This is a genomic window from Tamaricihabitans halophyticus (assembly GCF_004340875.1).
Lineage (GTDB): Bacteria > Actinomycetota > Actinomycetes > Mycobacteriales > Pseudonocardiaceae > Tamaricihabitans > Tamaricihabitans halophyticus.
The window spans coordinates 28,300-47,686 of record NZ_SLXQ01000019.1 but is presented as its reverse complement, the minus strand read 5'-3'; the positions used below and the strand labels follow the sequence as shown (position 1 = coordinate 47,686).

Sequence of the window (19,387 nt, the reverse complement as noted above, 5' to 3'; positions counted from 1 at the left end):
TGTCGACCAATCGCAGGCCGCTGTGCGCGGGCCTGCCAGCAAGCGATTTGCCATTTGGATATCCGGATCTCGCAAGGCTCGACCGTTGCGGATCTCCGTCGAGGAGCCCGCCCGCGGAAGGGAGTGCACATGGCCGCGCCGACGAAGGTAAGCATTCTGCATACCGGTGCTATGCACGCGGATCTGACCTGGTTGCTGCTGGCTCCGGGGAAGACCATTCAGCGTCGAGCCAACCGGGACCAACCAGCGCCATGGACGGAAGTGCCCAGCCACTGCGTGCTGGTCGATACGCCGGATGGCAAGCTGCTGTGGGACACATCCTGCCCGCCGGACTGGGAACAGCGCTGGGAGCCGACCGGGTTGCAGGAGTTCTTCCCGTATGACGCGGCAACCGAGGACGAGTACCTGCATTCCCGACTCGAACAGCTGGACCTCCAGCCGGGTGATATCGACTATGTGGTGCTGTCCCATCTGCACTTCGACCACGCCGGTAACGCCAACCTGTTCAAGAACAGCGAAGCCACGTTGGTCTGCAGTGACAAGGAAAAGGAGTTCGCCTTCGGCTTCGAAGGTGCCTTCCAGGGCGCGCACCTGAAGGCGGATTACGAGGATCTCGAGTTCGAGACCGTTTCGGGGGACACCGAGTTCCTGCCGGGGGTGACCTTGCTGCAGACGCCGGGACACACCCCTGGCTGTATGTCCATGCAGGTCGATCTGCCAGACACCGGAACGATGATCTTCACCTCGGATGCGGTGTACATGGGCGACAGCTATGGGCCGCCCACCGTGCCGGCGGCGATCGTCAACAATCTGGAGCAGTTCTACGACTCGGTGGAGAAGCTGCGCGGGGTCGCGGAGCGCACGAACGCGACCATGGTGTTCGGCCACGATCCAGATCAGATCCACCAGCTGCGCACCGCGCCAGACGGGTACTACACCTGATCAGTGGAAAGGCGCGGTGTCGAAGATGACCACTCCTGAGCTCACCGAGGAAACGATCTTTACCTGGGGTGCGCCCCCGTTGAAATTCGGCGCGGGCGCAGCCGACGAGATCGGTTTCGATCTTGCCCAGCACGGCGTGCGCCGCGTGCTGATCGTGACCGATTCGGGGGTCGCCTCCACCGGGATACCGCTGCGGATCGCGGATAGCCTGCGGCGCTACGAGATGGTGTCCGAGGTATTTGACGGGGTGCACGTTGAACCCACCGACGACAGTTTCGCCAAAGCGGTGGGCTACGCCCGCGAGCAGGGTCCGTGGGACGCGTTCGTGGCCGTTGGTGGGGGATCGGCGATCGATACGGCGAAGGCGGTCAACCTGCTGACTAGCCACCCCGGCGAACTGATGGACTACGTGAACAAGCCGATCGGGCTGGCGAAAACGCCGGCCGGAGCGCTCAAACCGCTTGTCGCGGTGCCGACCACGGCGGGTACCGGCTCGGAGAGCACGGCGATGTGCGTGCTCGACATCCTGTCCATGAAGGTGAAGACCGGTATCAGCCACTGGCGGCTGCGGCCGACCATGGCGGTCGTCGACCCGCTGCTGACGATGAGTGTGCCGCCGGAGGTCACGGCGGCGAGTGGGATGGACGTGGTCTGCCATGCCCTCGAGTCCTACACCGCGCGGGACTACCGAACGCTGCCCAGGAAACAGCCGGAGGAACGGGTCACCTACTGTGGGGCGAATCCGGTGTCCGACCTGTGGTGCCAGCAGGCGCTGAGCTTGCTCGCGCGGTCGTTTCGGCGTGCGGTGCGCAGTGGCGCGGAGGACCTTGCGGCCCGGACGGACATGATGATGGCGGCGACCTTCGCGGGTATGGGGTTCGGCAACTCCGGCGTGCATATCCCGCACGCGAACGCCTATCCCATCGCCGGGATGGTCAAGGACTATGTACCGGCTGGTTACCCGCCGGACGAACCGATGGTTCCGCATGGTCAGTCCGTGTCATTGACCGCGCCGGAGGCGTTCCGGTTCACCTACTCGGCCGCGCCCGAACGGCATCAGCATGCCGCGGAGTTGCTTTCTGGCGGCGGAGCACTGGCGGACGAACCGGCCGAGCGCTTACCTCAGGTCTTGGTGGATCTCATGCGGGATATCGACATCCCGAACGGGATCGGCGCGGTCGGGTACACCGAGGCGGATATCCCGGACCTGGTACCGGGCACCATGAAACAGCAGCGGCTGCTCGCGACGTGCCCGCGTCCGGCTGGTGAGGAGGAAATCGCGGAGATCCTGCGCCGATCCGTGCAGAACTGGTAGCCGAAGGGTGGGGTGACATGCCGATCTACGAGTACCGCTGTGCCTGCGGGCTGCGCTTCGAGAAGCTACAGCCGCATCCCGAGGCGCCGGCTCCCGGTTGCCCGGACTGCGGCGCCGAGCCGGCGAAGTTGCCGTCGGCTGCGGCGGTGCTCGGGAAGGCAGGCGCCGGACTGGCGCGCGAGGAAATGCCGCAGACCTGGCGGGGTACCTACAACGGCAACCGGGAGTACGTGACCAAACTGCGTCGCGACTGGGATCAGCGCCAGCGGCTGGAGCAGCGGCACCCGGAGCTGGCCGGGGATACCCGTCCAGTTCTCGCGCATGAGGGCAGATACCACGACAAGCCATTGCGTGCCGGCGATCCGTTACCCGGCGACGGCGGAAAGGAAGCGCCCAAGGCTGGCGGCCATGGCCACTTCCATGGACACGGGCACGGCCACGCGCACGGGCACGGCCACGCCGCCTCGTGAGGTTTGGTCAGTCGGATCGCTGTAGCTGATCGGTCTGTCGGGCCAACTCGTGATCTACCGGAATCGTCCAGTCGAGCGGGTAGTCGAAAAGCCAATCCCGGTCGGCTGGCTCCGCGTTCGGTTTCCACTGCCTCCGCGATCTGGCGTTGCGCACGGTGCGTTGTAGCGCATTCGGCATCTTGGCCGGGGTCAGCCGGGCACCGCTGGAGATGACGCGGTTGACTCTGGCGCGGCGAAGTAGCTCATAGCAGGCGACGGCCTCGTCGTGGGTCGGCAGATCGCGGAGGGCCTTACCGAGCATCACCGCGTCCTCCAGTGCCATGGACGCGCCCTGGCCGGAGGCGGGCGACGCCGCATGTGCCGCGTCGCCGATCAGTACCATCGGTCCGGCCAGCCAGGGGGCATCGGGCAGGTGGTAGATGTTGTCGACGAACAACTCGGCGGTGGTGTGGCCGACGATGTCAGCGGCGGGTGTCCGGTCTTGGCGGAACTCCTCGATGAGGCGGTCGCGCCAGCGCTCCGGGCTGGCGGTGAGTTGGTCCGGGTGCAGTTCCTGGCCGGGGGTTCTGGCGAACCACCAGGTTTCACCTTCGGGCGAGACCGTGTAGCCGAACGAACCGTTGCGCCCCCTGATCATATGGAACGTCGCCGGATCGGCGGGTGGGCTCGCGGTCCTGGTATAGCCGTAGCACACCTGCTGTCCGGCGTAGGCGGGTCCGGCAGCGGTGGGGTGCATGATTGGCCGAACGCTGGAGTGCAGCCCGTCCGCGCCGATCAGCAGTTCGCCCGTAGCGCTGCTGCCATCCGCGAACGTCGCCGTGACGGCGGCGTCCGATACGTGGACGTCGGTGAGCCGTTTACCGTGCACCACTGGGATGCCGAGCTCGATCGCCCGTTGTTGCAACACGCGGTAAAGCGCGGCGCGCCGCAGGTGGTGGTGCCCCGGCGTGGCACCATGCGGACCGCGTAGCGGCACGTTGGCGATGGGCTTACCCTTGTCGTCCCGGAGATCCATTGTGGACAGCGGGAAGCCGGCCTCGCGTACGGCATCGGCGGCATCGAGCTGTGTCAGCGCCAGCATTCCGTTAGCCCCTACGGTGAGGAACGCGCCCGCGTCCGCTCCGCCCGAAGCGCAGGCTTCGTACACCGCGACGTCCTCGCCGGCCTTGTGCAATGCCATCGCCGCCGCGGTTCCGGCGATGCCGCCACCGATGATCAGCACTCTGGGCACCTGGCCACCCTAGTGGGTTCGGTGCCGGTGCGGCGGCGAGTTGCCAACTCGACAGACTCGCCAACCTGAAAGAACGCGGGCACGTGGCACGACTCAGTGGCGGACGGCCGTCTCGTGTACGTATTGCCAGCGCAGTCCGTGCGGGGCTCCAGCGTCCTTGCGTAGCACCGCGGTGACGAGCCGCTGGCTGACGTCGCCGGCACGCGAATGCGTTTCCCGGAACCGCACCGTGACAAGGTCGGTGGTCTGGGCGACAATGCCGATCTCATCGATGTCGATCCGAAGTCCAGGGGCGGCGTTGCCCGCGCCGGCCAGGCCGTCGAACAGTTGGTCAACACGCAGCAGGTGACCGTCGATGGTGATGATCTCGAACTGCGGCAGGTGCGACCGCCGTAGCTCGTCCAACACCTCCGAGCCGCAATCGGTGCCCAGCCAGCGGGCCAGCCGCGCATGCTGTCGTTCGACCTCCGCGAGGACGTGCTCGGCGAGGTCGGTCACCAGCCGCGCTCGCGCCATTCGGCCAGCTTCGGGCGCTCCGTGCCGAGCGTCGAGTCGTCGCCGTGTCCGGGATAGAACCAGGTGTCCTCGGGCAGGGTGTCGAACAACCGAGTTTCCACATCGGCGATCAGCGAGTCGAAGTCCTCCTGCGACCAGGTCTTACCCACGCCGCCGGGGAACAGACTGTCGCCAGTGAACAGATGGGGATGCCCGGCCGGATCGCGGTACACCAGCGCGATCGATCCCGGAGTATGTCCGCGCAGGTGGATCACCTCAAGAGTGCAGTCACCCACCGTGACCGTATCGCCGTGCTCCACCAGCTGGTCCGGCGGCACCGGCAACGGCTCGGCGTCAGCCGGATGCGCCACCGTGTTCGCGCCATTCGCGCCGGCTACCGCACCAAGGGCCTGCCAGTGGTCCCCGTGCTGATGCGTGGTGACCACGGTGCGCAACGTCGGCCGGTCGTTGTCGTGCCCGATCAGATCGGAGATCCGCTCCGGTTCGTTCGCGGCGTCGATCAACAGCGCTTCGTTCGTATTCCGGCAGACCAACAAGTACGTGTTGTTGTCCATCGGCCCTACGGACAACTTACTGATCGTCAGCGCGGCCAGCGTGCGGCGCGCGGCCGGGCCGCCTTGTTCCACATGTCCGGTGTATTCCTCGACCACATCCACAGCGCTACCGTAGTAGCTGACCCGGCGTACCGGCCACTGAGCTACCGTTGGGTCATTGCCGGGACTTTGGCCGGGTGCAACCGCAGGTCGAAGCCACCGCGGAGATGCGGGCGCGATTTTGTCGGGGGCCGGTTCTAGCATGGGGCCCGGGAGTCTGAACAGCCATGCGCGTGTGGCTAGCACGTGGCATGTGGCACACCATGTGAAGGGGATTCGGCGTGGCCGACCGCCTTGTCGTTCGCGGTGCGCGCGAACACAATCTGCGCAGCGTAGACCTCGACCTGCCGAGGGACAGCTTGATCGTGTTCACCGGACTGTCCGGGTCTGGTAAGTCGAGCCTCGCGTTCGACACGATCTTCGCCGAGGGACAGCGACGATACGTCGAATCGCTCTCCGCCTACGCGCGCCAGTTCCTCGGCCAGATGGACAAACCGGACGTGGACTTCATCGAGGGCCTCTCGCCGGCGGTGTCGATCGACCAGAAATCGACGAGCCGGAATCCGCGCTCCACGGTCGGCACGATCACCGAGATCTACGACTACCTTCGATTGTTGTTCGCCCGCGCGGGCAAACCGCACTGCCCACAATGCGGCGAAGCGATCAGCAAGCAGACTCCGCAGCAGATCGTGGACCAGGTGCTTGCGATGGAGGAGCGCACCAAGTTCCAGGTGCTCGCCCCGGTCGTGCGCGGCCGCAAGGGGGAGTACGTTGATCTGTTCGCCCAGCTGCAGAGCCAGGGCTATTCCCGGGTTCGTGTCGACGGCGCGATCCACTCGCTGACCGAGCCGCCCAAGCTCAAGAAGCAGGAGAAGCACGAGATCGCGGTGGTGATCGATCGGCTCACGGTGAAGTCGAGCGCAAAGCAACGCCTCACCGACTCGGTCGAGACGGCGTTGCGCCTCGCCGATGGACTGGTCGAGCTGGAGTTCGTCGAGCTCGCCGAAAACGACCCGCACCGCATTCGCGGCTTCTCCGAACATCTCGCCTGTCCGAATGGTCATGCGCTCACCGTCGAGGATCTCGAACCGCGTTCGTTCTCCTTCAACTCGCCGTACGGTGCCTGCCCGGAATGCACTGGTATCGGCTCGCGCAAGGAGGTCGATCCCGAGCTGATCGTCCCGGACGACGAGCTGTCCCTCGCGGACGGCGCGATCCAGCCCTGGGCTGGCGGTCAGAGCGCGGACTACTTCCAGCGACTCCTTGAATCCCTCGCCGAGACCATCGGATTCCGGATGGACGCCCCGTGGCGGAGGTTGACGGCCAGAGCGCAGAAGGCCGTGCTGTACGGGGTCAACGAACAGGTACACGTGCGATACCGGAACCGCTACGGCCGGCAACGCTCGTACTACGCCAACTTCGAAGGCGTGATCCCGTTTCTCGAGCGCAGGCAGGAACAGACCGACTCGGACTATATGCGGGAACGCTACGAAGGCTATATGCGCGACGTGGCCTGTCCAGCGTGCCAGGGGAGTCGGCTCAAGCCGGAGATCCTCGCCGTGACGCTCGAACACGAAAGCCAGGGCCCGCGGTCCATCGCGGAAGTGTGTGCGCTGAGCGTTGCCGAATGCGCCGAGTTCGTCTCCGGCTTGGTGCTGGGCAAGCGGGAAGCCATGATCGCGGGCGCGGTACTCAAGGAGATCGACGCGCGCCTGCGCTTCCTGCTGGACGTCGGCCTCAACTATCTCTCCCTGGACCGTGCGGCGGGGACGCTTTCCGGCGGTGAGGCGCAACGAATCCGGCTGGCCACCCAGATCGGTTCCGGCCTCGTGGGTGTGCTCTATGTACTCGACGAGCCGTCCATCGGCCTGCACCAGCGGGACAACCACCGGCTGATCGAGACGCTCACCCGGCTGCGGGATCTGGGAAACACCCTCATCGTGGTGGAACACGACGAGGACACCATCCGCGGTTCCGACTGGATCGTCGACATCGGACCGGGCGCCGGTGAGCACGGTGGACATATTGTGCACAGCGGGCCGGTCAAGAAGCTGCTGAAGGCGAAGAACTCGCTGACCGGGGACTATCTCGCTCGCCGCAGGGAAATCGACATACCCGAGATCCGCCGGCCGGTCGATCGGAAGCGCAAGCTCACCGTGGTTGGCGCCCGTGAACACAACCTGCGCGGCATCGAGGTGGGTTTCCCGCTCGGCTGTTTGATCTCGGTGACCGGCGTGTCCGGCTCCGGTAAATCGACCTTGGTGAACGACATCCTGGCCACCGTGCTCGCGAACAAGCTCAACGGTGCGCGGCAGGTGCCCGGTAGGCACACCCGGATCAAAGGCCTCGACCTGGTCGACAAACTGGTGCAGGTCGACCAGTCGCCCATCGGTCGCACGCCGCGGTCCAACCCCGCGACCTACACCGGGGTGTTCGACCATATTCGGAAACTGTTCGCGGCAACGACCGAGGCAAAGGTCCGTGGCTACCAACCGGGCCGATTCTCGTTCAACGTCAAGGGTGGCCGCTGCGAGGCATGCGCCGGCGACGGCACCATCAAGATCGAGATGAACTTCCTGCCCGACGTCTACGTGCCATGTGAGGTGTGCAAGGGAGCGCGATACAACCGGGAAACCCTTGAGGTGCACTACAAGGGCAAAACGATCGCCGAAGTGCTCGATCTGCCCATCGAACAAGCCGCTGAGTTTTTCGAACCGATCAAGGCGATTCACCGGCACCTCAAAACACTGGTCGACGTCGGGCTCGGCTACGTCCGACTCGGTCAGCCGGCACCGACCCTGTCCGGCGGCGAGGCGCAGCGCGTCAAGTTGGCCAGCGAGCTACAGAAGCGGTCCACGGGCAAGACGGTGTACGTGCTCGATGAGCCGACCACCGGTCTGCACTTCGACGATATCCGCAAACTCCTCGGTGTCATCCATGGCTTGGTGGACAAGGGAAACACCGTGATCGTCATCGAGCACAACCTCGATGTCATCAAGACCTCGGACTGGATCGTCGATATGGGACCAGAAGGCGGCTCCGGGGGCGGCATGGTCGTGGCCGAAGGGACACCGGAATCCGTCGCGGACGCAGACGAGAGTTACACAGGACAGTTCCTGCATCCGATCCTGAACGCCTGATCCACCTGGCCGGCCGGGTAGGCGCGGTCGGCGCCACCCGCCGGCCAGGTTCGTTGGCACGTGGTGCGCGGCCACAGTAGCCGTAGAATTGGACCGTGCTTGGCGACCAGCTGAACCGCTATCGATTCACGGCCACCTGGGTGGTTCCGGTCGACCCAGGTACGGTGTTCGGTGCCTTGGTCGATATCGGTACCTACCCGACGTGGTGGGCAGATGTGCGCTCGGTTACGGCGATCGACTCGAACACCGCCGAGTTGGTGTGTCGTTCAGTGCTTCCGTATCAGCTGGTGCTGCGGGCCACTCGCGCCGAACAGGACGAGCACGGTGGCCGACTTCGCTTGGCGCTCAGTGGCGACCTCGAGGGCTACATCGGATGCGAGCTGGACGTGTTCGAGCATCGCGATCGTCGCCGGCCGGCCCGGCATGGCGCGCGGACCAGGCTTTCCATCGCGCAGGAAGTCGTCGTGCGGAAGCAACTGCTCCGCAGAGTCGCGCCAATCGCGCGACCGTTGTTGCGGGCAAATCACACGGCGATGATGCGTCGCGGTCAGCGTGGTTTCCGGCGCCATCTGCGGGGCCCGGCTCAGACCTTCGCTGGTTCTGGTGGTGGGGCGGACTCCTGATCCGAGTGATCGTCGAGCATCGTGGTCTCGTCGAATGGATCACGACCGGCGAAGACCTCCTTCGCCTTGCTCGTATCGAACTCTCTCGTCCAGGTCCCGATCAGCACGGTAGCGACTGCGTTACCGGCGAAATTGGTCAACGCGCGTGCTTCGGACATAAACCGGTCGATTCCCAGTATGAACCCTACGCCATCCACCAGTTCGGGGCGATGCGATTGCAGACCGCCGGCAAGGGTCGCGATGCCCGCGCCACTCACGCCCGCCGCGCCCTTCGACGCGATGATCATGAAGAACAGCAGCGAGATCTGCTCGCCGATGCTCAGCGGCTGATCCTGCGCCGCGGCGATGAACAGCGTAGCCATGGTCAGGTAGATCGCCGTGCCGTCGAGGTTGAACGAGTAGCCGGTGGGCACGGTGATCCCCACGACAGGCTTGCTCACCCCAAGGTGCTCCATCTTCGCGATCAATCTGGGCAGCGCGGACTCGGACGACGAGGTGGAAACGATGAGCAGGAACTCGCGGCCCAGATACCGCAGCAGCCGGAAGATGTTCACCCGCGCGCCCAGCCACAGCACCGTGCCGAGTACGCCGAAAATGAACAGCAGGCAGGTCGCGTAGAAGCCGAACATGATGACGGCGAGGCTGGTGAGCGCGTCCCATCCGGTGTTGCCGACAACAGCCGCGATCGCGCCGAACGCGCCGACCGGGGCGGCCCACATGATCATCGCCAGGATGCGGAAGACCAGCCGCTGCAGATGTTCGATACCGCGCAGAATCGGCTTTCCCGCCGGCCCGAGTTTCTGCAGAGCGAACCCCGCGAGCAAAGCGACCAGCAGGGTCTGTAGGACCGATCCTTCGGTAAAGGCGGACACCAGGCTTTCCGGAATGATGCCGAGCAGGAAGTCCACGGTGCCCTCGCCACCCTTGGCTTCCGCCTGTGCTTCGGCGGCAGCCTCGGGATTCAGATGCAGACCCTCACCCGGGTGCAGGATATTACCGACGACCAGCCCGATCACCAGCGCGAGCGTGGACATCGCGATGAAATACCCCAGCGCGAGCATGCCGACCTTGCCGACCTTCGCGGCCTTGGCGACCGAGCCGATACCTAGCACGATGGTGCAAAAGATGATCGGCGCGATCATCATCTTGATCAGCGCGACGAATCCTTCGCCGAGCGGTTCGAGTTGCGTGGCGAAATCGGGCGCGGCGAAACCCAACGCGATTCCCAGCACCACGGCCGCGATCACGGCCAGATAGAGAAAATGCATCCGGTCCCTGCCCTTGCGGGCTGGCGGCTCGGATGGCGCGGTGCTTTCCGTTGTTGGCACCGTTGCCTCCTCGGTTGGACTGCGCGGAATTGGCGCGAAACGAATAGCGTGACTATCCACAGTCAGGTCCGACCGGTCACCGTTGTGTTCATATCGTTCACGAAATCTCTCCGTGCCCACTGGGTGAGCGGGGGATTGTGGTGCGATACCGGACGTGGCACGTATCGCGCGACAATTCCGCAAGCCGTGGAGCCTGGCCCGCCAGCTGCTACTGCTGCAGGTGGTGCTGGTCGGGGTACTGGTCAGTACTGGCACCGTGCTCGCCTACCTGGACGCCACCACCGCGACCGAGGATGCCGCCCGCGAGGAGGTCACCTCGGTGGCCGAAACGATCGCGGACACACCACAGGTCCGCGAGGCGCTTGCCGGCAGTGGGCTGATCCCGCTGCAGCCGTACGCGGAACGAGTGCGGGCAGACACCGGGGTCGACTTCATCACGATCATGGCCCCGGACGGGACCCGACGTACTCATCCCAACCCGGAGCAGATCGGCCGGCAGTTTCTCGGTAACACCGCGCCGGCGCTACGGGGTAGGTCGTTCACCGAGACCTACGCCGGCACACTCGGACCGTCGATGCGCGCGGTTGTTCCGGTATTCGATGACCAGGAACGGATCGTCGGTCTGGTGAGCGTCGGCATTACGGTCCGGGCAATCAGCGTCGAACTGCGGGAACGACTACTGCCGCTACTGGCGACGGCTGGCGCTGTCCTGATCGCCGGAGTGTTGGGCACGTACCTGGTGAGTAGACGGGTCAGCCGGCACACCGAGGGTCGTTCACCCGCCGAACTCGCGCGGATGTTCTCGTACTACGAGGCGATTCTGCACGCGGTGCGGGAAGGACTTGTACTGGTCGGCAAGGATGGCCGAGTCGTGCTCTGCAATGCGGCGGCTCGCGAACTGCTCGCGATCCAGCAGGAACCGGACGGCACACCGGTCGCCGAGCTCGGCCTGCCGGCTCAGCTCACCGCGTCGATGCTGGATCCACTGCCGCGGCACGACGAGATCCACGTGACCGATACCAGCGTGGTTGTCGTCAATACCGCCCCGGTGCGGGCAACGGGAGATCCGATGGGCAATGTGGTGACTCTGCGCAATCACACCGAACTCCAGGAACTGACCGGCGAGTTGCACAGCGTGAAGGCAGTCGTCGAATCGTTGCGTTCCCAGGCGCATGAATCCGCCAACCGGCTGCACACGGTGGTGTCGCTTGTGGAGCTCGGCCGAACCGACGAAGCCATCGAGTTCGCTACCGAGGAGCTGCACCTGGCTCAGCGGTTGACGGACCAGGTGGTCGAAGCGGTGAGCGAGCCGGTACTGGCGGCGCTGCTGCTCGGTAAGGTCGCCCAGGCAAACGAACGGGGTGTCGAGTTGCGTATCGCGCCGGAGAGCTCGGTGGCCGAGCCGGTCGCCGGGATAACCGCCCGAGACCTGGTTACCGTTCTGGGTAACCTGCTGGACAACGCGATCGACGCCGCCGCGGAAAGTACCGGCAGGGCCAGGGTGGAGGTCGCCGTGCGAATCGTGTCGGAGGAACTACTGGTGCGGGTGCTCGACAGCGGGCAGGGCATGTCGGATGAAGCGATGGCGACCGCCTTCGAGCGTGGTTGGTCCACCAAACAGGTCAGCACGGACGCGCGGGGCGGCGGCCGTGGACTGGGACTGGCCCTGGTCGGACAGGTGGTACGCAAACACGGCGGAATCGTGCGGGCAGCGCGGGTCGAGCAGGGGACCGGCACCGAGTTCAGCGTGCGGCTCCCGCTGGATCGGGAGGATCCAGCGTGATCAGCGTGCTGGTGGTGGAAGACGATCCGATCGCGGCCGAGGCGCATCGCCGCTACGTGGATCGGGTGAGCGGCTTTCACACCGTTGCCGTGGCGCATTCCGGCGCTGAGGCGCGCCGCGCGCTGGACCGGGAGACCGTCGACCTGATCGTGCTCGACCTGTACCTGCCCGATGTACATGGGCTCGATTTCTGCCGAGCGCTGCGCGCGGCGGGCCTGATCGTCGACGTGCTCGTGGTGACCGCCGTGCGAGATCTGACCGTAGTGCGCGCCGCGGTGTCCATCGGTGTGGTGCAGTACCTGCTCAAGCCGTTCACGTTCCCCGGGCTTCGGGACAAGCTGGAGCGCTACGCCAAGTTCCGGAATGCCGTCGACGGTGCCGGCGCGGTTCGTGGTCAGGCCGAGGTCGACCAGGCATTCGGCGTGCTGCGCAGTGCTGACCGGCCACAGCTGCCCACCGGCATGAGCGAGACCACGCTCAGTGCGATCAACCAGGCGCTCACCGACGCCGGTGGCTCGCTGACCGCGACCGGGACGGCGAGCGCGACCGGTGTGTCCAGGGTGACCGCGCGCCGATACCTGGAATACCTGGCGGACAACGGATTCGCGGAGCGCGAGCATCGGTACGGCCAGGTCGGTCGCCCCGAGGTGTGGTATCGGGTGAATGGCTGATCGTCGAACCGGTATCCCAGACGCGGTGACTAGAAGTAGGTACGGATGAAGTCCACCACCGTGTCCCCGTCGACAAGCGGAATCAGCGGCCATTTGTCGAAGACCGTGCAGGGGTGGGAAAGGCCGAAACCGACCCAGTCGCCGACCTCGATCGGCGAATCGGCGGGCAGCTCGAGGTGGGTGTGCTGGTCGTTCATCGCGCGCACCATATGTCCGGTGAGCGGGGTCAGTCCCGATGCGCCGCGTCGCCATTGTGGTTCCGGGAGCCCGTCGTCGAACGAGGCGTCCCGCTTGCCCATGGTCAGTACCGCCCGGTCGGCGGTCGGCAGCGAACTCACCTGCGCCCAGGCGCGCAGCGCCGAGCGAAATGGCGCCGCGTCCGTCAGCCGCGGAGTCGCACCGAGCGGCGAGGTCGCGCGGTAGAAACCGTCGTCATGGCTGAGGTATCCGCCACTGCGCAGCACCGGACGCACCGCGAGGCCAGCTGGCCAGCCAGTGGCCAGCGCGTCGGCGACCTGGTCGAAGTACGCGCTCCCACCAGCAGTGACCAGCACCTGGTCGAGATGGTCAAAAAGGCCGTGCGAGGCGAGGGTGGTCGTGGTTGACCGAAGCCGTTCCAGATAGTCGGCGACGAGGGACCGCGTGTGTTCGGTGGCGTCATGGCCAAGCGAGCCCTCGTAGCCGCTGACGCCGAGCAGGCGAAGTTCCGGGCTGTCGCGAACCGCTCGGGCCACGTCCAGCGCCGTCGACTCGTCCTGGACGCCGGTACGACCGCCTTCCACTTCGACCAGCACGTCGACCTGGCGGTGCGCGCCGTGTTCCCGCAGGGTGTCGGCGAGTAGTCGCGCCCCGCGCACCGAATCGACCCAACAACAGAACTCGAAAGCCAGGTCGGCGGCCAACTCGTCGGCGAGCCAGCGAATCGCGGCCGGGTCGACCAGTTGGTTCGCGAAGACGATCCGGGATACCCCGAACGCCCGGTACACCCGCAGCTGGCTGGCATTGGCCGCGGTAATCGCCCAGGCCCCGTGCTCAGCTTGCTTGGCGAACAGTTGCGGCGCCATCGTCGTCTTGCCATGCGGGGCGAGGAGCATTCCGTGCGCCGCGCACCAGTCGGCCATCGCGCGCAGGTTGTGGTCCAGCGCGTCGGCCTCGAGTACGACGAACGGGCCGAGAAAGCCATCGGTGAACAGGTCCGGTCGTCGAGCCGCGGCGGCGGCGATGGTGAGTCCGTGCATCGCGCTGGGGATCGCCTTGAACCGCCAGTCCACTCGCTCGGCCCGGGCACGCTCGAGTGCACTGGGGTCGACGACACAGGCTGCGGTCCCGGGCTGCATGCCAAGTTGCATAGGATGCAATATACGTTGCACAAGGTGCATTATGATAGGGCTGCGAGTCGGAGTTTGCCGAGATTCGCGGAACCGGTGGGACGGGGGCAGTGCGATGAGCCAGAGTCTGGAACGCGGGCTCGCGGTACTGGCTCAGCTGGCCCAGTCAGGGCGCCCGGGGGACGGCAAGACCCTCGACGAGCTGGCAGCGGAGCTTGGCGTGCACAAATCGACCGTGTCCCGGCTGTTGCGCACCCTGGAAGCCGGGCATTTCGTCCGCCGCGTCAACACGCGGCACTACGTGCTCGGCAGTGCGCTGTTCGAACTCGCGAACCAGTCGCTTGACGAGCTGGACGTGCGGCGGGTCGCGCAGCCCGTGCTGGTCGACCTCAACCGGCGTACCGGGCATACCGTGCATCTGGCCAGTCTGGAAGCTCATGAGGCGGTCTGCATCGACAAAGTGGACGGCCGGCATTCGGTTCGGATGTATTCCAGGATCGGCCGGCGTGCGCCGGTGCACTGCACCGCGGTGGGCAAGGTGCTGGTGGCTGGCCAACCAGCTGAGCTCCGCGCCGCGATCGCCGCGGAACTCAGCTACTCCCGCAAGACCGGCACGACCATCACCGATGCAGGTGCCTTCGCGGCCGAACTGTCGCGAGTGGCCGAACGCGGTTACGCGGTGGACAACGCCGAACACGAAGACTTCATCCACTGTGTCGCCGCGCCGGTACGGCGTGGCGACGGCATGGTGGTCGCCGCGATCTCGCTGTCGGTGCCGGGCGTCCTGCTGGATCTGGACGGTTTGCTCGCGCTGGTGCCGGAGCTGCTCGCGGCGGCCGAGGAGGCCTCGGCCCGTAGTGGATGGACCGAGAAGAAAACCAACAGGTGAAGGAGAATTGATGGCCAAGGTGTCGATCAGCACCGAGGACGCGCCGAAGCCCGTCGCGGCGTATCAGCAGGCGGTGCGGAAAGGAAACATCCTGCAGGTCGCCGGTCAGGTCGGGATCGACCCGAAAACCGGTAAGCCGGCGGGGGACACCGTCGCTGAACAGACCGCCCAGTTGTTCGACAACCTGCGGGCCATCCTCGGCGCGGCCGGAGCCAGCATGGACGACGTCGTGATGATGCGGGCCTACCTCACCGATGGCGCGCACTTCGCCGAGTTCAACGAGGTCTATGAGCGGCAGGTGAGCGCACCATTCCCGGCTCGCACCACCGTTTACGTTGGGCTGAACCCCGGCCTGCTCGTCGAGATCGACGCGCTCGCCGTTCTGGACGACTAGAACTCCGCCGCTCGTGCCGGCAAGAGCCTGGCACGAGTGGAGTAGTCGAGTCAGTACACGGGCCCGGTGTAGCGTTCACCGGGCCCGTTTCCCGGTTCGTCGGGGAGCACCGACTCCTCGCGGAACGCGCGCTGCAGCGACTGCAAGCCATCTCGGAGAGGCCCGGCATGCGGCCCAAGGTATTCCGCGCTCGCCGTCACGAGGCCGGCCAGTGCGGTGATCAGGCGGCGCGCTTCGTCCAGATCGCGGCTCGGGCTCGCCGCGGGATCCGACGCGGACAGCCCAAGCCGTTCGGCTGCCGCGGACATCAGCATCACCGCCGAGCGGCTGATCACCTCGACGCTCGGGACCTCGGCAAGCTCACGCACGGACGGCTGATCAAGGGACTGCGCTGCGGGCTCGTCTGACACGTCTGTTACCCTCGCATGAGCGACCAGCTCCCGAACTGTCGGGGGCCGCAAGTGGAGCCCCGCTCCCACCCGGATCACCGAACCAGGTGGCCGGGTCCGGTCACACGATTCCGCGTAGTCGGGAGCTTTGAGCGTTCGGAACCGAGCACTCGGAAGCCCGTCACGGTCGCGGATTCGTGACGCCCGGGACGCAGGTCAACGCCTCGTGTCCGTGGGTGATCGGATTTGTGGGCCCCACACGTCGAAATAGACGGTGGGGTTCAGTTGTTTTATGGGGCGCTACTGCGAAACGACGGTCACCGTGCGGCGACCCTGGTCTGCGGCCAGGCAAGCGCGGCACAGCAGTAGCAACGACATTTTGACCCAGGGAGGCCCCATCAGCTCCGAGACGCGCATCAATGAGCGCATCCGTGTTCCCGAGGTTCGCTTGGTCGGACCGAACGGCGAGCAGGTCGGTATCGTCCGCATCGAGGATGCGCTCCGGCTCGCCCAGGAAGCGGATCTAGACCTCGTCGAGGTCGCGCCGCAGGCACGTCCGCCGGTCTGCAAGCTCATGGACTACGGCAAGTTCAAATACGAGAGCGCGCAGAAGGCTCGTGAGTCTCGTCGTAACCAGCAGCTCACGGTCATCAAGGAACAGAAGCTTCGTCCCAAGATCGATGCCCATGACTACGAGACGAAGAAGGGGCATGTTTCCCGCTTCCTCGAGCAGGGCCACAAGGTCAAGGTCACGATCATGTTCCGCGGTCGTGAGCAGTCTCGGCCGGAACTGGGCTTTCGCCTTCTGCAGCGGCTCGCCGAGGACGTGGCCGAGCTCGGGTTCATCGAGTCCAATCCGAAGCAGGACGGTCGCAACATGATCATGGTGTTGGCACCGCACAAGAGCAAGGCGAAGGCCAAGGCCGGCAAGGGGCAGGCGGAGCGCTGAGCGATCAAGCTCGTGCCGAAGCCGCCAGCCGAAGCAGGAAATCGAAGGACGACACATGCCGAAGAACAAGACGCACTCCGGGACCAAGAAGCGCATCAAGGTCACCGGTAGCGGCAAGCTGCGCAGGGAGCAGGCCGGGCGTCGGCATCTGCTCGAGAAGAAGGCGAGCAAGATGACCCGCCGGTTGGAGGGCACCGAGGCGGTGTCCGACAACGACAACAAGCGGATGCGCCGCTTGCTGGGCCGCTGATCGGCCCAGCGCACCCTCCAGTTCGCTGACCACCCGGGCGATACGCCTCACCCACGGCGTACGCCCCGAGAGATTGACAGGATGAACTAGTGGCACGCGTGAAGCGGGCGGTCAACGCCCACAAGAAGCGCCGCGCAACCCTCGAGCTGGCCAGCGGTTATCGCGGGCAGCGTTCGCGGCTGTACCGCAAGGCGAAGGAGCAGAACCTTCACTCGCTGAACTACGCCTACCGGGACCGCCGCGCTCGTAAGGGCGACTTCCGGCAGCTGTGGATCACCCGGATCAACGCCGCCGCGCGGGAGAACGGGATGACCTACAACCGCTTCGTCCAGGGCCTCAAGGCCGCTGAGGTCGAGGTTGACCGCAAGATCCTGGCCGAGCTCGCGGTCAATGACCCGCAGGCGTTCACCGCGCTGGTCGCGGTCGCCCGCGAGCACGCCCCGGCGCAGTCGGCCGCGAAGGGCCAGTGAGCGGCTACCTGCCCAGCTGCCCGACCAACGATGGCTGATCAACGACCCGAGGCCGATCCGTTCACCGAGCGGACGCCTCGGGTCGTTGCCGCGCGGCGGCTGACCACCCGCGCTGGCAGGGACGAAACCGGCCGGTTTCTTGTCGAGGGCGCCCAGGCGATCTCCGAGGCACTGGACTGGGCGGCCACCGCGCCAGCGCGGATGCACGAGCTGTTCGTCACCGAGCGGGCGGCCAATAAGCATGCGGATCTCGTGCGGCTGGCCGAACAGGTCGGGGCACGGATCTCCCGGATCACCGAGCGCGCCGCCGCGGCCTGTTCGGAAACGGTGACCCCGCAGGGCATCGTGGCGGTCTGCGCCCAGCCGACCGTATCGCTGGCGCAAGCCATATCGACTGGCACCGCACCGCGACTGGTGGCGGTGCTCGTCGATATCGCCGATCCGGGAAACGCGGGCACCGTACTTCGGGTGGCCGATGCGGCCGGCGCGGACGCGGTGGTGTTCGCCGGCGATACGGTCGATCCGCACAACGGGAAATGCGTGCGGGCCTCGACGGGCAGCCTGTTCCACCTGCCCGTCGCGCGCTGTCGGGATCCGGAGCAGGCGTTCAGCGCCTGTCGTGCCGCCGGCCTGCGGTTGATCGGGGCCGATGGCACTGCCGAGCGAACCCTGGACGACGCGGGCGAGCTGCTGACCGACCGGGCGGCGTGGGTGTTCGGTAGCGAAGCACACGGGCTGGCCGCGTCGACGAGGGGGCAGCTGGACGCCCTGCTAGGTGTTCCGTTGTACGGTGCGGCGGAAAGCCTGAACCTCGGTACGGCCGCGGCCGTCTGCTTGTACGCCAGCGCGATGGCACAACGCGCGACCAGTACCGGGGCCCAGCCCCCGACCTCACGAAATATCCCTGGCGCCGATCACTTAGGATCGTCAACCATTCACTGACGTATGCCGGAACGCGTCGTCGGACCTGCGACGACTGACACGCGCCCCGGGTATGCGCTGATGGCCGCTAGCGGCGAGGAGTTGTCCAGCACACGATGTCCGGAGCCAATGACCCGTACGACCCCAAGCAGGTCGCCGAGCTCGCGCCGGAGGCGCTCGAGGATGCGGTAACCAAGGCGATGGAAGCCTTCGGTGCCGCGGCTGACCTGGACGCGCTCGCCACGATCAAGCCCGCGCACCTTGGCGATCGTTCACCGGTGCTCACCGCCCGGCGGGAGATCGGTGCCCTGCCGCCGGCGGCCAAGGCCGAGGCCGGCAAGCGGGTGAACGCGACGCGTCAGCGTATCCAGGAGGCCTTCGACAAGCGGCGCGCCGAACTGCAAGCCGAACGCGACTCGACCGTGCTACGCGAGGAAGCCGTCGACGTCACCCTGCCGTGGGACCGGGTACCGCGCGGCGCGCGCCATCCGGTCACCATGGTCGCCGAGCGGGTCGCCGATGTGTTCGTGGCGATGGGCTACGAGGTCGCCGAAGGTCCCGAGCTGGAGACCGAATGGTTCAACTTCGACGCGCTGAACCACACCGAGCACCACCCGGCGCGTCTGATGACGGATACCTTCTACGTGGGTGAGCCGTCGTCCGGCCTGGTGTTGCGCACGCACACCTCACCGGTACAGGTGCGCACCCTGTTGCAGCGCGAGCTGCCGGTCTACGTCGTCTGTCCGGGGCGCGCGTTCCGCAACGACGAGCTGGACCCGACTCATACGCCGGTGTTCCACCAGGTCGAAGGGCTGGCGGTGGACAAGGGACTGACGATGGCGCATCTGCGGGGCACGCTGGACGCGTTCGCCCGTGCGATGTTCGGCGCCGAATCGGTCACCAGGTTCCGGCCACACTTCTTCCCGTTCACCGAACCCTCGGCCGAGGTGGATATCTGGTTCCCCGAAAAGAAAGGGGGCCCCGGCTGGGTGGAATGGGGCGGTTGCGGGATGGTCAACCCGAACGTGCTGCGTGCCGCCGGTGTAGATACCGACATCTACTCGGGATTCGCCTTCGGGATGGGTATCGAGCGAACCCTGATGTTCCGCAACGGCTTGCCGGATATGCGGGACATGGTGGAAGGCGATGTACGGTTCACACTGCCGTTCGGAACGGAGGCCTGAG

Annotated in this window: 20 protein-coding genes; 14 read left to right on the top strand and 6 right to left on the bottom strand. The window is 66.0% G+C overall.

From position 1 onward, the window contains the following. Window positions 1-129 precede the first annotated feature (129 nt). Genes EV191_RS26500 through EV191_RS26490 form a run of 3 tightly spaced genes read left to right on the top strand, consistent with a single transcriptional unit; the run spans window position 130 to window position 2,727 of the window. A complete protein-coding gene (locus tag EV191_RS26500; protein ID WP_132880387.1) occupies window positions 130-942 on the top strand; it encodes an N-acyl homoserine lactonase family protein in 813 nt (270 codons plus the stop codon). Window positions 943-967: 25 nt separating this feature from the next. Then, on the top strand, window positions 968-2,257 hold the full coding sequence (locus EV191_RS26495) for a hydroxyacid-oxoacid transhydrogenase (RefSeq protein ID WP_132880385.1): 1,290 nt from the start codon (window positions 968-970) through the stop codon (window positions 2,255-2,257). 17 nt (window positions 2,258-2,274) lie between these two features. Beyond that, complete coding sequence (locus tag EV191_RS26490; protein WP_132880383.1) at window positions 2,275-2,727, top strand: FmdB family zinc ribbon protein; 453 nt, start codon at window positions 2,275-2,277, stop codon at window positions 2,725-2,727. Between the two features lie 7 nt (window positions 2,728-2,734). Here EV191_RS26490 and EV191_RS26485 read toward each other — a convergent pair whose 3' ends face one another. The 3 genes from EV191_RS26485 to EV191_RS26475 all read right to left on the bottom strand — a co-directional run bounded on the left by EV191_RS26485 (window position 2,735) and on the right by EV191_RS26475 (window position 5,130). Further along, window positions 2,735-3,958: an FAD-dependent monooxygenase gene (locus tag EV191_RS26485; RefSeq protein WP_132880382.1), complete on the bottom strand. Its 1,224-nt coding sequence runs from the start codon at window positions 3,956-3,958 to the stop codon at window positions 2,735-2,737. Between the two features lie 93 nt (window positions 3,959-4,051). Continuing rightward, complete coding sequence (locus EV191_RS26480; RefSeq protein WP_132880380.1) at window positions 4,052-4,474, bottom strand: hypothetical protein; 423 nt, start codon at window positions 4,472-4,474, stop codon at window positions 4,052-4,054. Next, the gene (locus EV191_RS26475; protein ID WP_132880379.1) at window positions 4,453-5,130 is read right to left on the bottom strand and encodes an MBL fold metallo-hydrolase; all 678 of its coding nucleotides are present in this window, start codon (window positions 5,128-5,130) and stop codon (window positions 4,453-4,455) included. Before EV191_RS26475 ends, EV191_RS26480 begins: the two co-directional genes overlap by 22 nt. A 218-nt stretch (window positions 5,131-5,348) precedes the next feature. On the opposite strand from EV191_RS26475, the gene uvrA reads away from it, so the two are divergent. Both uvrA and EV191_RS26465 read left to right on the top strand, forming a co-directional pair. After that, window positions 5,349-8,207 (top strand): excinuclease ABC subunit UvrA, encoded by a 2,859-nt coding sequence (gene uvrA, locus EV191_RS26470; RefSeq protein ID WP_132880377.1) that lies wholly within the window; start codon window positions 5,349-5,351, stop codon window positions 8,205-8,207. A 95-nt stretch (window positions 8,208-8,302) separates the two neighbouring features. After that, window positions 8,303-8,830: an SRPBCC family protein gene (locus EV191_RS26465; RefSeq protein WP_243659249.1), complete on the top strand. Its 528-nt coding sequence runs from the start codon at window positions 8,303-8,305 to the stop codon at window positions 8,828-8,830. On the opposite strand, the gene EV191_RS26460 is transcribed toward EV191_RS26465, so the two are convergent. After that, the gene (locus tag EV191_RS26460; protein ID WP_132880453.1) at window positions 8,791-10,098 is read right to left on the bottom strand and encodes a cation:dicarboxylate symporter family transporter; all 1,308 of its coding nucleotides are present in this window, start codon (window positions 10,096-10,098) and stop codon (window positions 8,791-8,793) included. The genes EV191_RS26465 and EV191_RS26460 overlap by 40 nt on opposite strands. Window positions 10,099-10,303: 205 nt before the next feature. On the opposite strand from EV191_RS26460, the gene EV191_RS26455 reads away from it, so the two are divergent. Then, a complete protein-coding gene (locus tag EV191_RS26455; RefSeq protein ID WP_424565509.1) occupies window positions 10,304-11,941 on the top strand; it encodes an ATP-binding protein in 1,638 nt (545 codons plus the stop codon). Continuing rightward, window positions 11,938-12,612: a response regulator gene (locus tag EV191_RS26450; RefSeq protein WP_132880375.1), complete on the top strand. Its 675-nt coding sequence runs from the start codon at window positions 11,938-11,940 to the stop codon at window positions 12,610-12,612. Before EV191_RS26455 ends, EV191_RS26450 begins: the two co-directional genes overlap by 4 nt. A gap of 29 nt (window positions 12,613-12,641) precedes the next feature. On the opposite strand, the gene EV191_RS26445 is transcribed toward EV191_RS26450, so the two are convergent. Continuing rightward, complete coding sequence (locus tag EV191_RS26445) at window positions 12,642-13,961, bottom strand: amino acid deaminase (RefSeq protein ID WP_243659247.1); 1,320 nt, start codon at window positions 13,959-13,961, stop codon at window positions 12,642-12,644. Between the two features lie 94 nt (window positions 13,962-14,055). On the opposite strand from EV191_RS26445, the gene EV191_RS26440 reads away from it, so the two are divergent. Further along, on the top strand, window positions 14,056-14,829 hold the full coding sequence (locus tag EV191_RS26440) for an IclR family transcriptional regulator (RefSeq protein WP_132880374.1): 774 nt from the start codon (window positions 14,056-14,058) through the stop codon (window positions 14,827-14,829). A 10-nt stretch (window positions 14,830-14,839) separates the two neighbouring features. Beyond that, on the top strand, window positions 14,840-15,223 hold the full coding sequence (locus EV191_RS26435; protein ID WP_132880372.1) for a Rid family detoxifying hydrolase: 384 nt from the start codon (window positions 14,840-14,842) through the stop codon (window positions 15,221-15,223). A 50-nt stretch (window positions 15,224-15,273) separates the two neighbouring features. On the opposite strand, the gene EV191_RS26430 is transcribed toward EV191_RS26435, so the two are convergent. Continuing rightward, window positions 15,274-15,633: a DUF1844 domain-containing protein gene (locus tag EV191_RS26430; protein WP_132880371.1), complete on the bottom strand. Its 360-nt coding sequence runs from the start codon at window positions 15,631-15,633 to the stop codon at window positions 15,274-15,276. 358 nt (window positions 15,634-15,991) lie between these two features. On the opposite strand from EV191_RS26430, the gene infC reads away from it, so the two are divergent. The 5 genes from infC to pheS all read left to right on the top strand — a co-directional run bounded on the left by infC (window position 15,992) and on the right by pheS (window position 19,386). Next, entirely contained in the window at window positions 15,992-16,561 is a 570-nt protein-coding gene (gene infC / locus EV191_RS26425; RefSeq protein WP_132880369.1) for a translation initiation factor IF-3, read from the top strand. 55 nt (window positions 16,562-16,616) lie between these two features. After that, a complete protein-coding gene (rpmI, locus tag EV191_RS26420) occupies window positions 16,617-16,811 on the top strand; it encodes a 50S ribosomal protein L35 (protein ID WP_132880368.1) in 195 nt (64 codons plus the stop codon). An 89-nt stretch (window positions 16,812-16,900) separates the two neighbouring features. Continuing rightward, on the top strand, window positions 16,901-17,281 hold the full coding sequence (rplT, locus tag EV191_RS26415; RefSeq protein ID WP_132880366.1) for a 50S ribosomal protein L20: 381 nt from the start codon (window positions 16,901-16,903) through the stop codon (window positions 17,279-17,281). 30 nt (window positions 17,282-17,311) lie between these two features. Then, the gene (locus tag EV191_RS26410; RefSeq protein WP_132880364.1) at window positions 17,312-18,223 is read left to right on the top strand and encodes a TrmH family RNA methyltransferase; all 912 of its coding nucleotides are present in this window, start codon (window positions 17,312-17,314) and stop codon (window positions 18,221-18,223) included. Between the two features lie 95 nt (window positions 18,224-18,318). After that, entirely contained in the window at window positions 18,319-19,386 is a 1,068-nt protein-coding gene (gene pheS, locus EV191_RS26405) for a phenylalanine--tRNA ligase subunit alpha (RefSeq protein WP_132880363.1), read from the top strand. The last annotated feature ends 1 nt before the right edge of the window (window position 19,387 follow it).